This is a genomic window from Pseudonocardia sp. Cha107L01 (assembly GCF_052566575.1).
In genome coordinates this window covers 1191350-1204990 of record NZ_CP199579.1, presented here as the reverse complement: position 1 = coordinate 1204990, position 13641 = coordinate 1191350, and the positions used below count along the sequence as shown (strand labels likewise).

At 71.9% G+C, this 13641-nt stretch carries 10 protein-coding genes; 2 read left to right on the top strand and 8 right to left on the bottom strand.

The genetic code is table 11. From position 1 onward, the window contains the following. Positions 1 to 146: 146 nt before the first annotated feature. Positions 147 to 3017, bottom strand: a complete 2871-nt coding sequence (locus ACTXG6_RS05715) for a LuxR C-terminal-related transcriptional regulator (protein ID WP_445186710.1) — start codon at positions 3015 to 3017, stop codon at positions 147 to 149. 255 nt (positions 3018 to 3272) lie between these two features. Continuing rightward, the gene (locus ACTXG6_RS05710) at positions 3273 to 4373 is read right to left on the bottom strand and encodes a peptidoglycan recognition protein family protein (RefSeq protein WP_445186709.1); all 1101 of its coding nucleotides are present in this window, start codon (positions 4371 to 4373) and stop codon (positions 3273 to 3275) included. Between the two features lie 208 nt (positions 4374 to 4581). Between ACTXG6_RS05710 and ACTXG6_RS05705 the strand changes: the two genes are divergently transcribed. Beyond that, positions 4582 to 6438: an acyl-CoA dehydrogenase gene (locus tag ACTXG6_RS05705; protein WP_445186708.1), complete on the top strand. Its 1857-nt coding sequence runs from the start codon at positions 4582 to 4584 to the stop codon at positions 6436 to 6438. Between the two features lie 148 nt (positions 6439 to 6586). Here the strand turns inward: ACTXG6_RS05705 and ACTXG6_RS05700 are convergent, their stop codons facing one another. Further along, on the bottom strand, positions 6587 to 7651 hold the full coding sequence (locus tag ACTXG6_RS05700) for an EamA family transporter (protein ID WP_445186707.1): 1065 nt from the start codon (positions 7649 to 7651) through the stop codon (positions 6587 to 6589). 111 nt (positions 7652 to 7762) lie between these two features. On the opposite strand from ACTXG6_RS05700, the gene ACTXG6_RS05695 reads away from it, so the two are divergent. After that, entirely contained in the window at positions 7763 to 8323 is a 561-nt protein-coding gene (locus tag ACTXG6_RS05695; protein WP_445186706.1) for a helix-turn-helix domain-containing protein, read from the top strand. Between the two features lie 48 nt (positions 8324 to 8371). Here the strand turns inward: ACTXG6_RS05695 and ACTXG6_RS05690 are convergent, their stop codons facing one another. The 5 genes from ACTXG6_RS05690 to ACTXG6_RS05670 all read right to left on the bottom strand — a co-directional run bounded on the left by ACTXG6_RS05690 (position 8372) and on the right by ACTXG6_RS05670 (position 13623). Continuing rightward, a complete protein-coding gene (locus ACTXG6_RS05690) occupies positions 8372 to 8806 on the bottom strand; it encodes a CBS domain-containing protein (protein ID WP_445186705.1) in 435 nt (144 codons plus the stop codon). A gap of 164 nt (positions 8807 to 8970) precedes the next feature. Next, positions 8971 to 10848: a VanW family protein gene (locus ACTXG6_RS05685; protein WP_445186704.1), complete on the bottom strand. Its 1878-nt coding sequence runs from the start codon at positions 10846 to 10848 to the stop codon at positions 8971 to 8973. Between the two features lie 66 nt (positions 10849 to 10914). After that, a complete protein-coding gene (locus ACTXG6_RS05680) occupies positions 10915 to 11235 on the bottom strand; it encodes a GroES family chaperonin (RefSeq protein WP_445186703.1) in 321 nt (106 codons plus the stop codon). Positions 11236 to 11528: 293 nt separating this feature from the next. Next, positions 11529 to 12719, bottom strand: coding sequence for an AAA family ATPase (locus tag ACTXG6_RS05675; protein ID WP_445189926.1), 1191 nt, complete (start codon positions 12717 to 12719; stop codon positions 11529 to 11531). A 223-nt stretch (positions 12720 to 12942) separates the two neighbouring features. After that, positions 12943 to 13623, bottom strand: coding sequence for a nitroreductase family protein (locus ACTXG6_RS05670; protein WP_445186702.1), 681 nt, complete (start codon positions 13621 to 13623; stop codon positions 12943 to 12945). Between the last annotated feature and the right edge of the window lie 18 nt (positions 13624 to 13641).

The window sequence follows — 13641 nt, the reverse complement described above, 5'->3', positions numbered from 1 at the left end:
AGTCGGGGATTTCAGCACACTGTGTCGGGACTGTCAGCACATCCGCGACTCGGTGTGCTGAGATCCGCGACTCGGTGTGCTGAGACTCCCGACTCGCGGGGGGTCGTTCGACTCGCGGGGGGTCGTTCGCCTTGCCCGCGCGGGGGTCAGGGGCGGTTGACGATCATGCGTAGGTGGGCCATCAATTCGGCGCGGCTGTTCGAGCCCAGGCGCTGGCGCATCCGGGCGACGTGGTGCTCGACGGTCTTGGCGGAGATGAACAGCCGCTCGCCGATCTGCTTATAGGTCAGGCCCTCGAGTACCAGCGCGGCGACCTCGACCTCCCGGTCACTGAGCGCGCCGGTCGGCTCGGCCGCGCTGCCGTAGCCAGCACCGCCGCCGCCCCCGCCGCCGTAACCGGCACCGCCGGCGCCGGAACCAGCGCCGCCACCCCCGATACGGCCACCCCCCGCACCGGGGCCAGCACCTCGCGGCGGGACCGGAGGGCTCGGCGCAACCGGGGCCGGGAATGTACCGGGGCCGGCGGCCGCACCGGAGTTCGTGCCGTAGCGGCCGGCGTCCGGGCGGCCGTTCGCGGGCCGGCCATCGGCGACCGGGTCGCCCACGGACTGCTCGCCCGGGGTCGGCGCGGCGGGGGTCGGGCCGGCGTCCACGTGCTGGCCGCTGTTCTGCAACCCGCGAGCACAGGCCAGCAGGGCCACCATCGCCTTGCGGTCGGTGGTACGGATGGCACCCTGGCCGGCGAGTTTGCCGCCGTCCCAGGACAGCCCGACGGCGTGCAGGCCGCGCGCCGCGGACTCCACCGTCGCCTGGTCCACCTGCCCGTGCAGCACGGCCAGCCAGCTGCGCGCGGCCACCGCCATCGCGCCGGCGTAGCGGCCGCCGCCGGTCGGTTGGGCGGCGGCCGACTCCAGTGCCTCGGCCTGGCGCTGCGCCTCCGGCCAGTTCTCCGCCTGCAGCGCGGCGTGCAGTTCCGACCAGTACAGCGACGCCGACCACAGCACCGGGTAGTTCAACTGGGCGAGCAGCGCGTGCGCCTCCTCCAGGTGCGGCCGCACCCACGCCTGTTCGCGCAGCCGGGCCGAGGCCACGATCAGCTCGCCGAGCGGCTGCAGCACGTACAGGTCGACCGGGTGGCGCACGATCGCCTCACGCGCGCGTCCCCAGGCCGGCATCAGCGCGGCGAGGTCACCGGCGCGGCGCGCGAGCCCGACCTCGAGCGCCGAGGCCACCAGCTCGTCGCGGGGTTCCAGCCGCCCGGTCGCGTCGACCTCGGTGAGCAGTGCGCGGGCCGTCGGCGTGGTGCCCCGCGACATGGCGATCCAGGCCTGCAGCAGCCGGTGCCGCGACGCCGCCGACCGACCGCCCAGCCCGGCGGCCACCGCGCGGTCCAGCACCGACTGGGCCACGTCCAGCTCGCCACAGTGCGCCGCGACCAGCGCACCCAACGCGGCCGGGGTGTCCGGCAGCAGCACGCCGGCGCCGGACGGCTCGAGCAGCGCGGCGGCCCTGGCCAGCTGGGACAGCGCGGCGGTCGGCGAGCCCTCGATGGTGTCGTAGATGCCCCGCGCCATCAGCGACTCGGCACCGGCCAGCAGCGTCGGTGGCCGGATCAGCCCGGCCGGCGGCGCACCCGGAGCCGGGGCCGCGGCCGGTTCGAGCAGCGCGCGCGCCTCCGCCAGCGCCCCGGTGCCGATCAGCGCGGGCACCGCGACCACCGCCGCCGCGCCCATCGCCTGGGCGCCGAGCCAGCGGTACAGCTCCGCGCTGCGGGCGAGCAGGCCACGCTGGGCCAACGCGGCGGCCGCCACCGTGACCGCGCGCGCCCGGTCCGCGTCGGTCACCCCGGTCGGATCGGCGAGCACCTGGTCGGCGAGCTCGAGGGCGCGGTCCAGGTCACCGGCACGGGCGGCCGCCTCGGCACCCCGCGCGGCCAGCTTGCCGGCCGGCGCGCCAGCCGCGATGGCGGCGTCCAGCAGTCGCCCGGCCAGGGGGGACGAGTCCTTCAGCGCCTCGTCGGCCGCGGTCTCGAACACCGCGGCCATCCGCGCACCGGACGCCCCGGTGTCCAGCAGGTTCCGCGCGGCGGTGAGCACCGAGCCACCGCGGTCGAGCTGCACCTGCGCCAGCTGTTGGCGCTGCGCCAGCCGACGGACCACCGGGGTGCGCCGTAGCACCGCCTTGGCCAGCACCGGGCGCAGCGCGCCACTCTCCGCGAGCAACCCGGCCGACCGGGCCTGCTCGGCCAGCTCGTCGACCTCGAGGGCGGACACCGCGAGCAGCGGGGACAACACCTCGGCATCCAGCGGCGCGCCGACCGCGAGCGCCAGGGTCAGCCGTTGCACCGCCTCGGGCTGGCGGTCCAGGTCGTAGTACAGCTGCTCGGCGAAGCCGGCGGGCAGCTCGGTGCCGGCCCTCGCGGAGTCCAGCTGGTCGCCGTCACGCAGCGCACCGAGCAACCGTTCCACCAGCGAGGGCAGACCACCGGTCTCGGCGGTCACGAAGTCGACCAGCGCGGCCTGCGGGCGACCGTCGACCATCAGCGCGGCCCGGCCGGCCACCCCGGAACGGTCCAGGTTGGTCAGCACGAGCGGGGCCTGCGCCCTGGCCAGGGTCCCGCCGAGCGCGGCCAGACCGGGCGGGCGGGGCCACGGCCGGTGCGCCACCGCGAGCCGGGGGTGCGCGCCGGGCTGGGCCAGCCTGGTCAGTGCGTCCAACACCGGACCGGCGAGCAGGTGGGCGTCGTCCACCAGGAGCACGGTGGCGGGGTCGAGGTCACCCGGCAGCGCGGTGGCGTCCCGCAGCACCCGGGCACCGGACTCTGCGTACAGCTCCGCCAGTGCATCCAGCAGCACGGACTTGCCGGTGCCGGCCACCCCGACCACGTCCAGCCGCAGCGGGGCATCCGGTGCGGCGGCGATCTCCCGGTAGAGCCGTCGGGCCGTCGGTGCGCCGGTCAGGGCCGCCTCACCGGCGGGGCCTCCCGGCCGTACCGGCATCCGGGTGCTGGCACGCACGAAGTGTCTCCCCTCAACGGCACGGGCGCTCACTCGACGTCCGCCGGGCCCGGAGTTCCACTGGCGCTCCCAGAGCGGGTCTCCGTCGAGCTCACCGCGCACGGAGCGCCGCGGCGGAGCCCGGCCGATCACTCCATCGTGACGAGCTCGGTGAGGATACTGCCCCCCGACATCGGCCCGACCAGCACGCCCAGCCCGCTCCCACGGTCGCACGTCCCCGCACCGGCGGTCATCACCCAGCCGGTCACCGCTCGATCACGCAGTGTTGAGCAGCTGCTGCCAGGTCGCCTGGGTCATCGTGGTCGGCCACCGGACCTGTCGGACCCCGGGCCGGTTCAGCAGCACCTGCACCGCCGCTTCAGCCTCACCGCCCTGGCCGGGCCGTACCGGTACCGCGAGCAACGGCCAGGACCCGCCGCCGATCATCCCGGTGAGCTCCATGCCGTGCCGGCGCTGGAACTCGTAGACCCCGTCGGCGGTGGTCCGGCCGAACTCCCCGTCCGCCGGCACCCCCGGGACCTCGGCGGCACGGAGCAGGTGCTGGGCGGCCAACACCGCGACGCTCCGGTCGGCGATCCGCAGCAGTGGCCAGGTCAGCGGCGCGGACGCCCGCCAATCGGCGCCCTTACCCACCAGTTGGGCCACCTGGGTGCGCAGTGCGGGCAGCATCGCGTAGAGCCGGTCGCCGGGGCAGGCGGTGTCGCGGTAGTCGCGGTGGCCGTACAGATGGCCCGGGTCGACCCGGTACTGCACGCAGGCGAACGCGCACAGCGCGCGCAGGGCGGCGAGCTGACCGGCCGGCGGGTCGACGTCGGTGTACGTGCCTTCGTTCTCGATGCCGATGGACACGTCGTTGTACTCGGAGCACTGCGAGCCCTCGATGAAGCTCTTCCCCTTGAGCAGCGTCTCCAGGCTGCGGTGCCGACCCTCGGCGATCAGCCCACCTCGGTTGACCAGGAACTGGTGCCCGGAGTCGATCCAGCCCTCGGTGTCCATGTGGAACTTCTGGATCGCCCTGGTCAGCACGCCGAGGTCGACCGGGGCGACGTTGTTCCGGTTGGCGGTCGCGGTGTGGTGAATCAGGATCTTGCTCGGCCGCTGGTCCACCACGACCACCGGCGAGGACGGCGGCCGGGCGCGCCAGGCGTCACAGGTGTAGATCGGCGGTCGCCTCGGGCCGGGCAGCCGCCGGACCTCGACCACCGGGTCCACCCCGTCCCCGGAGAGCACGTCGGCGACCGCCGCGCCACCCACCGCGAGTCCGCTGAACAGGGTGATCAGCCCGCGCCTGGTCAGTTTTGGGGTATCTGCCGGAACGCCATCCGGCCGGGGTGATGGGGGACGTGATGAGTACATCGCGCCTCCCTGGTCCCGACAGCCTCATCGACACTAGAAACGATCGCGCACAGTGATCCTTCCGTTCGTGATCATCATTCGAACGTGTGATCACCGTGTCGGGTCGTCGCTCCCTGGAGTGGTGGCGACAACGTGTGACGAGGTAGGGGTTGCTTGAGTTACTCGCCGGTAATATTCTGTAGTTACTAGCGAGTAGGGAGCCAGGGCCATGGGTCACTACAAGACCAATGTGCGTGATCAGGAGTTCAACCTCTTCGAGGTTTTCCGCGTCCAGGACCGGCTGAACGCGGGCGCGTTCGGCGAGGACGGAGCGGATGAGGAGACAGCGCGGGGCGTGCTGCACGAGCTGGCGAAGCTGGCCGTCGGGCCGCTCAGCGACTCGTTCGCCGACGCCGACCGCAACCCGCCGGTGTTCGACCCGGCCACGCACTCCGTGACGCTGCCGGACTCGTTGAAGAAGTCGTACAAGGCGCTCTGGGACGGCGAGTGGTACCGCCTCGGGCTGCCCGCCGAGCTCGGCGGCTACGGCATCCCGCCGACCGTGCAGTGGGCCGCCGCCGAGCTGATCCTGGGCGCGAACCCGGCCGCCTTCATGTACATGGCCGGCCCGAACTTCGCCGCCGTGGTGCACCGCAACGGCACCGAGGAGCAGCGGCGCTGGGCCGAGCTGATGATCGATCGCGGCTGGGGGGCCACCATGGTGCTCACCGAGCCCGACGCCGGCTCCGACGTCGGCGCCGGCGTCACCAAGGCGTTCCAGCAGGCCGACGGCAGCTGGCACATCGAGGGCGTCAAGCGGTTCATTACCTCGGGCGACCAGGACATCACCGAGAACATCATGCACCTGGTGCTGGCCCGCCCCCAGGGCGAAGGGCTCAACAAGCCTGGCACCAAGGGCCTGAGCCTGTTCCTGGTGCCCAAGTTCCACTTCGACGGCCAGACCGGTGAGCCCGGCGAGCGCAATGGCGCCTTCGTGACCAACGTCGAGCACAAGATGGGCCTCAAGGCCTCGTCCACCTGCGAGCTGACCTTCGGCCAGCACGGCACGCCGGCGGTCGGCTGGCTGCTCGGCGAGGTGCACGACGGAATCGCGCAGATGTTCGAGGTCATCGAGCACGCCCGGATGCTGGTCGGCACCAAGGCGATCGGCACGCTGTCCACCGGCTACCTGACCGCGCTGGACTACGCCAAGAACCGGGTGCAGGGCGCCGACCTGCCCAGGATGATGGACAAGACCGCCCCGAGGGTGACCATCACCCACCACCCGGACGTCCGCCGCAGCCTGATGCTGCAGAAGGCGTACGCCGAGGGCCTGCGCGCCGTCTACATCTACACCGCGTCCTTCCAGGACGAGATCAAGGCCGGTCTGGCCACCGGGACGGACACGAAGCTGGCCGAGCGGGTGAACGACCTGCTGCTGCCGATCGTCAAGGGCGTCGGCTCGGAGCGGGCCTACGAGCAGCTCGCCCAGTCGCTGCAGACCCTGGGCGGCTCCGGCTACCTGCAGGACTACCCGATCGAGCAGTACATCCGGGACGCCAAGATCGACAGTCTGTACGAGGGCACCACCGCGATCCAGTCCCTGGACTTCTTCTTCCGGAAGATCGCCAAGGACCAGGGTGTGGCGCTCGCGCACGTGGCCGGTGAGATCCAGAAGTTCCTGGACGACGAGTCGGGCAACGGCCGGCTCAAGGAGGAGCGGGCCCTGCTGCGCACCGCGCTGGAGGACACCCAGGGCATGCTCGGCACGCTGTTCGGCTACGCCACCAGCGCGCTGGAGGACCCGGCCTCGGTGTACAAGGTCGGCCAGCACAGCGTCCGGCTGCTGATGAGCGTGGGCGACCTGGTCATCGGCTGGCTGCTGCTGCGCCAGGCGGACGTGGCCCAGAAGGCGCTCGACGTCGGAGCCTCGACTGCGTCCTCTCGCGACACCCCGTTCTACCAGGGCAAGATCGCCGCCGCACGGTTCTTCGCGGCGACCGTGCTGCCCGAGCTCACCTCGCGGCGCAAGATCGTCGAGAACGCCGACAACGCGCTCATGGAGCTGGACGAGGCGGCGTTCTAGAAGCACCACGCTCGACAACACTCGCTCGACAACACTCGCTCGACAACACTCGCTCGACAACACTCGCTCGACGACACTCGCTCGACGACACGCCAGTGGCGGGTGCCCCTGAGGGCCACCCGCCACTGTTGTCTCGTTCTCGGCCCGGTCAGCCGCCGCTGACCAGCACCAACGCGGGCACCGCGAGTGCCAGGCCAATGCGCTGCACCCGCCCGATCCGCTCGCCGTGCATCAGCCGGGCGAGCAGCACCGTCGACGCGGGGTACAGCGCCACCACAGAGCCGACCACGGCGAGCTGCCCGTGGTGCGCGGCCAACAGGTACAGCGCGTTGGCCAGCGCATCCAGCACACCGCCCAGCGCGGCCAGCCGCCAGCCGTGACCGGCCAGCAACACGCCGCCGCCGTTCGACCCGCCGGCCTGGATACCGAACTCGCCGACACCGGAAGCCGGGTCGACACCGACCTCGCCCGCGCCGGCCCCGACACCACCGAGCCGGCCGACCGCGAGCCCGCCGGAACGCAGCGCACCGAGCAGTGCGACCCCGGCCACCAGGCTGCCGGCCACCTTCGCGGTAGCCACCGGCCAGAGCCCGGCCACCGGGTCGGCCTGGGCGAGCAGCACGAAGAACCCGCCGAAGCACAGCCCGGAGAACAGCGCGATGGCCACGCCGCGCAGCGCACGCCGGCGCGCGTCTCGGTCAGCACCCCGGTCAGCACCCCGGTCAGCACCGAGGGCGCCGCCGGTGCCATCCGTGCCGGCTGAGCCATCCGTGCCAGCTGAGCCGTTCGAGCCCCCGGTGCCCTTCGGGTCCAGGGACATCCCGACCACCACGCCGGCGATCAGCGCCAACGCGATGCCCACCCAGGCCAGCACCGAGGGCCGCTCGCCGAGCACCGCGCCGGTGATCACCGGCACGGCCGCCGAGGTCAGCGCGGTCAGCGGGGCGACCACGTTCATCGGCCCCACCGCCAGCCCCCGGTACAGCAGCGGCACGCCGATGCCGCCGGCCAGCCCGGCCAACAGACCCCAGCCCAGCGCGCTGGGCAGCACCGTGGCCGGCAACACCACCAGAATCAAGCCCAACGCCAGCAGCCCGGCCAACTGGGCGAGCATCGCGACGACGGCCGAGGGCACTCGTCGGGCCGCCGTGCCGCCCATGAAGTCAGATACCCCGAACACCGTTGCGGCCATCCCGGCCAGCACAATCGGCACCGCTAAACCCCCATCAAGATCTCGCACGGATCACGCCGTGCGATGGTACATTTTGTTGCTCTCCACGTACCATCATAATGACCGTTCGAGGGTGCTGTGACCGATCGGGATGTGAGTTCCGCCGTGAGCCGGGCGGTGGCGGCGAACCTGCGGGCGCTGCGCGGGCGCCGCAACTGGAGCCTGGACCAGCTCGCCCAGCGCGCCGGGGTGAGCAAGGGCGTACTGGTGACGCTGGAGGGTGACCGGGGCAATCCCAGCCTGACCACGCTGTGCCGCCTCGCCGACGCCTTCTCGGTGTCGTTGACCGAACTGGTGGACACCGAGCGCGCGCCGACGCTGCGCCAGGCCTCGGTCGACGAGTCCAGCACGCTCTGGCGCGGACCGTCCGGCGGCACCGGGAAACTGCTGCTGTCCACCGACCCGCCGCACCAGGTGGAGCTCTGGTGGTGGCGGCTGGAGCCGGGCGAGGTGCGGCACAGCGAGGCGCACACGCTCGGCACCAGGGAGGCGCTGCTGGTCATCGCCGGCGAGGTCGGCGTCGAATCGGACGGTGAGCTCAGCATCGCGCCGGTGGGCACCGCCATCACCTGGCCCGGTGACAAGGCGCACGCCTATCGCAACACCGGCGACCGGCCAGCCGAGTTCATGCTGATCGCCACCGTGCCGCAGTGAGACCCGGCGGCCGCCGCTACAGCTGGCGGCCGCTCTCTGCGCAGCTGCTCAGGAGCCCGCGGCCAGATACGAGTGCAGGTGGGCGCGCTCCTCCTCGAGCTCGCCGATCCGCGCCTTGACCATGTCGCCGATGCTGACAATGCCGATCAGCTTGCCGTCCACCACCACCGGGAGGTGTCGGATCCGCCGCTCGGTCATGGTCCGCATCAGGTTGTCGACCTCGTCCTCGGGGACGCAGGTGACCACGTTGCTACTCATGATGTCCGACACCGGAGTGGTCAGGAGCTGCCCGCCTCTGCCGAAGACGCAGTGCACCACATCACGCTCACTCACGATGCCGACCACGGCGTCCTCTGAGGTCACCACGACGGCGCCGATATTGCGCCCGACCAGCAGGGACAGTAGGTCGGACACCGGAGTGTCCGGACGGATGGTGACGACGTCGGCACCCTTGTTGCGCAGCACGTCGGAAATCCGGCTCATCTGCTACCTCGCTTCGCATCGAGTGGACATCCCTCTTGGAAGGGTAGGTGACCGGTACTACTAAACTGAAGGGTTTCCGGTGCGACGTTGCGCTAAGGCGTGACACCGGTTGCGTCGAAGGGCGCCTGGCTACACGATCGGAGCAGCCACCGCTCGGGGCGCCCCTAGTTGGGCGCGGGGTCGGCCGAGGGCGCCGGGGCGCAGACCACCGCCGGCGACGGTTTGTAGTGCACCGTGTGTGTGCTGGTCTTGGTCTCCCCGGTGGTCAGGTCCCGCATCGTGCGGGTGTCGGTCGCGGTGAACCCCTGGCCGCCGGCGCTGGGTGTGCACGGCTGCCCGGCCGGCATGTTCAGCGTCTGCGGCGGGACCGGGCTGCTGCGCGGCGAGGTGGCCGAGGTGACCTCGTAGCGCTTGGTGCCCCAGAACGTCACGGTGATGTCGGCCGGCGTCCAGGCGGTCTGGATGAGCACCCCGGTGGTCAGGTCGTTGCGGAACTTCAGGTCGATCGCGCCCTCGTACACCGTCGCCTCGCGGGCGGCCGGGTAACGGCTGATGTAGTAGCTGTGTTCCTGGTGCCCGGTGTCGGTCATGCCGGCGAAGTAGGCGGCGTTGTACAGCGTGGTGGCGAGCTGCGAGACACCCCCGCCGATGCCCCGCGCCGGGTGGCCGTCCTCGATGATGCCGGCCGGCACGTAGCCCTGCGGGGCGTCGCGCGGGCCGGTCGCGGTGTTCAGGCTGAACGTCTCACCGGGTTTGAGGATCTTCCCGTTGATCGTCTCGGCGGCCCGCTTGATGTTCTGCCCGGAGTCGGCGGCGAACCCGCCGGTGCTGAACGTGCTGATGCTGCCCTTGATGCCAAGGGCGTTGACCTGCTCGGTGGTCAGCTTCGCCGGTTGCGGCGCGTAGACGGCGCTGATCTGCCGGTTGACCGGCCGCTTGAGCACCTCGACCAGGCCGGTGAAGGTGTCCTCGTAGTTGATGCCGTGGCCGTCCACCGACGGGGTCACCACCGGTGTGGCGCCGATCAGGCTCACGGAGGCGTCCTTGGCGGGCTGCTCGGTGGTCACCAGCTCGGGGCGGACCGCATCGGCCAGCTTCGGGATGTCCACAACCGGCTTGAGCCCGCCGGCGCCGTCCGGCGCGAAGCTCAGCGCGATGGCGATGATGGCCGGGCTCAGGCTGGCCTCCCGCCCGTTGCCGATCACGGTGACCGGGGCGGACACCGCCGGCCCCGCGACCTCGGCCAGGGTCCGGCTGACCGCCGCGTCGGTGACGTGGCCGGCCGGCTCGACGGAGGTGGTCGGCAGGTCGACGGGCAGCCCGGTGGTCCAGTCCCGTTTGATCTCGGCGGCGGCCGCCGGCAGGTCCAGTGCGATGCCGGGAGCTGGTTTGACGGCGGTGGGCGTGCTGCCGTCGAAGCGCACCCCGCCGTCCGTCGGCTCCCTGCGGACCATCGTGTTGATCCCGTCCAGCGCGTCGCCGAGGCGGGCCTCGTCGGCCGAGGTCACCACGCCGAGCTCGGTGGTACCGCCGAACAGCGAGGCGAGCCGGGTGAACGGGTTGAGCGGCTGGTGCGCGGCGGCGTCGATGGTGGATGCCCAGTCCACCCGCAGCCCGGCGCTGGCCGGCGCGAGCGAGGTGCCGATCTGGCCGGCCCGGATAGCTACGTTCCGGCGCAGGTCGGGGGTCAGCTCGGCGATCAGGGTCTGTTGGGCGGCGGCCTGGGTCAGTCCGCCCAGTGCCACGCCGGAGACCTGCACACCGCGCGGCATGTCACCGCGGGTGGCGGCCAGGTCGACCAGGTAGGCCAGCAGGAGCACGCCGAGCGCGGCGGTCGGGATCATCCAGCGCCGCTTCGCCAGGGACACCCACCGGTTGCCGACCGGTTGCGGAGCGCCGTCCGGGCCGCCGGGGGTGCCGCCAGCGGCCGGTGGTTTGTCCCCGGTCTGATCCGCGGTCTGATCGACGCGGTGCCGGCCGATCGCGGGCATGACCTCGGTGGGCTGGTTCGCCCAGTCGGGCTCGTTGTGCCGGTCGGGCACTGTCGCCTCTTCCCTTCACCCGTTGCCGAGCGGATGCCGTTGCCGGTCTCGGGTCACCCCGGCCCGCTACAGGTAGAGGCCGCTGCCGTCGTCGGACGACTCGGCCGCCACCGCGTGCAGGTCGCGCTCGCGCATCACCAGGTACGTCTGGCCCTGGACCTCGAACTCGAACTGATCCTCTGGGCTGAACAGCACCCGGTTCCCGACCTTCACGGTGCGCACGTGGTTGCCCACCCCGTGCACCTCACCCCAGACCAGCCGCTTGGCCATCTGCGCCGTTGCCGGGATGACGATCCCCGCGCTGCTCCGCCGCTCGCCGGACCCCTGCGCGATCCGCACCATCACACGGTCGTGCAGCATCTGGATCTCGAGCTTCGGGTCTGACACCCGCACGATGCTACGGACCGACCCGCTCGAGGTACCGCGTGCCCCGGGCCTGGGGAATCGGCCCGGACCCTGCCCCGAAACGAAGGGACCCCGCGGGGCTGCCAGGTCGGGGGTCCGACAGCGCCGCGGGGCTTACCCGGTTGTCGAGCGAATGGTGGTGTGCGTTACACCCTTTGCGAAAAAAGGCCTGGTTCACCCGTTTGGCGTAGCAGATCGGGCATCCGGCCGCCGTGCGGGGCTGAACGGACGCTCAGGGCAGGGCCTTACGGGCTAGTGGAACCCTCGCAGGTGCACTAGTCCTGGGCCAGCAGATAGCGGCCGAAGTGCGGCACGGTGAACGCGATATGACCCCGCTGGGCGGAGAACACCAGCCCCTTTTTCAGCAGGCTGTCCCGGGCCGGGGACAGCGAGGACGGCTTGCGGGCCAGGTGCTCTGCCACCGTCGCGGTGCCCACCGGCTCGTCCTTACCGGCGGCCAGCTCGGCCATCGCGACCAGGTACTCCCGCTCTCCCGGGGTGGCCCGCTCGTAGCGCGAGCCGAAGAAGCCCACCGCCAGCTCCGCCTCCGCCTCCGGTGCGGCGACCAGGACGTCCGCGCTGGTGATCGGGCTGGTCGGGGCCGCGTCCCAGGCTGCCTTGCCGTAGGCCTGGATGAAGTACGGGTAGCCGCCGGAGGCGTCGAACAGCGCGTCCAGCGCGTCCTGCTCGAACTTGGCGTCCTCCCGGCTGGCCGGCAGGATCAGCGCCCGGTCCGCCTCTTCGCGCTCCAGCCGGTCGATCCGCATGTACCGGAACAGCCGCTCGGAGTAGGACTTGGACGCGGACAGCACGGACGGCAGGTGCGGCAGCCCGGCGCCCACCACCACCAGCGGCGAGCGGGACTGGGACAGCTCGTGGCAGGCCGCGCAGAGCGCCGAGACGTCGTCCGGGCGCAGGTCCTGCATCTCGTCGATGAGCACCGCCACCCCGGAGCCCACGTCGGCGGCCAGCTCGGCGACCTCGGCGAACAGCTCGACCAGATCGATCTCCATGTCCCCGGAGTCGGCCCGGCCATTGACCAGCGGCGCATCGATCCCGGGCTGCCAGCGGTCCCGCAGCTTCGCGTCGGACGGCGCGGCGCGCAACGCGAACGCCTTGAGCACGCCGAGCACGTGCTCGACCCGGTCCTGGGCGCGGTGCCGCACAGCCAGGTCACGCACCGCGCGGTGCAGCGCGGCGGACAGCGGGCGACGAAGGTCGGCGTCCGGGCGGGCCTCGACCTTGCCGGCGCCCCAGCCCTGGCGCAGCGCCATCGAGCGCAGCTCACCGAGCATCACGGTCTTGCCGACGCCGCGCAGCCCGGTGAGCACTAGGCTGCGTTCCGGGCGACCGCGGGCAACCCGCTCCAGCACCACGTCGAACGCGTCCAGCTCCCGGTCGCGGCCGGCCAGTTCGGGCGGGCGCTGGCCGGCGCCGGGGGCGAACGGATTGCGTACCGGGTCCACCATCGGACTGTATCCGGCAGTCTTGCCTTGATCTTAGATTTGGCTAGTTTCCCGGATACGTGTCGTCCTGGCTGGTCAGGCCCCGGGGAGCTCCGGGCGCGCCCCGCGCTGAGGTAGCCAGGCCGCCTGCCGTTACCGAGCTGCACTGCAGGCCGGTCGCGAGCGCCGCAAACCTGCCTGGTGTGCAGCTCGGTAACGGGCGGTGCAGCTCCCTCACGGGGGCTCAGGCGGTGAACGTGGGGCCGTCGAAGCGGTCGATCACGGTGAAGTCCTCGACCGGGTCCCGGCGGAGCTTGGTGATCACCTTTTGCGGGTGGCCGAGTGCCATCAGGCCGGCCACCGCGAAGCCGTCCGGGATGCCGAGCAGCTCGCGCACCGCCGGCTCCTCCCGCATCAGCACCGAGGTCAGCACGCCGCCGAGGCCCTCGTTGCGCGCCGCGAGCAGCAGGTTGTGGCAGAACGGGTAGATCGAACCGCCGCCGATGATGCTCTGGCGGTCCAGCCCGTTGTCCACGGTGGCCAGCGCGCCCAGCTCGGCGACGATCAGCAGCAGCACCGGCATGTGCTCCAGGTTGTCGCCGAACTCGTTATCCGCCGGGATCTTGCGCGCGGCCTCCAGATCGATCGCCGGGCCCGTCCAGCGACCGTTGTCCCTCGGCGCGAACGGCACCAGTCCCTGGCGCACGTGCTCGGTGTACTCGCGCCAGCCCAGTTGGTACAGCTCGCGGATCCGGACCCGGGTGGCCAGGTCACGCAGGATCACCACCCGCCAGCCCTGGCGGTTGCCGCCGTTCGGGGCGAACCGGGCGTTGTCCAGCATCCGGTACAGCACCGCGTCGTCCACCGGCTCGTCGGTGAACGCCCGGGTGGCCGGCGTCGTGCGCATCGCGTCGTAGAGCTCCACAGTCGCGATGATGCCCCG

What these genes read in the sequence shown, in the direction of transcription:
- ACTXG6_RS05710 (WP_445186709.1), bottom strand. Translation starts at nt 4,373, where the DNA reads ATGTACTCATCACGTCCCCCATCACCCCGGCCGGATGGCGTTCCGGCA.
- ACTXG6_RS05705 (WP_445186708.1), top strand. Translation starts at nt 4,582, where the DNA reads ATGGGTCACTACAAGACCAATGTGCGTGATCAGGAGTTCAACCTCTTC.
- ACTXG6_RS05690 (WP_445186705.1), bottom strand. Translation starts at nt 8,806, where the DNA reads ATGAGCCGGATTTCCGACGTGCTGCGCAACAAGGGTGCCGACGTCGTC.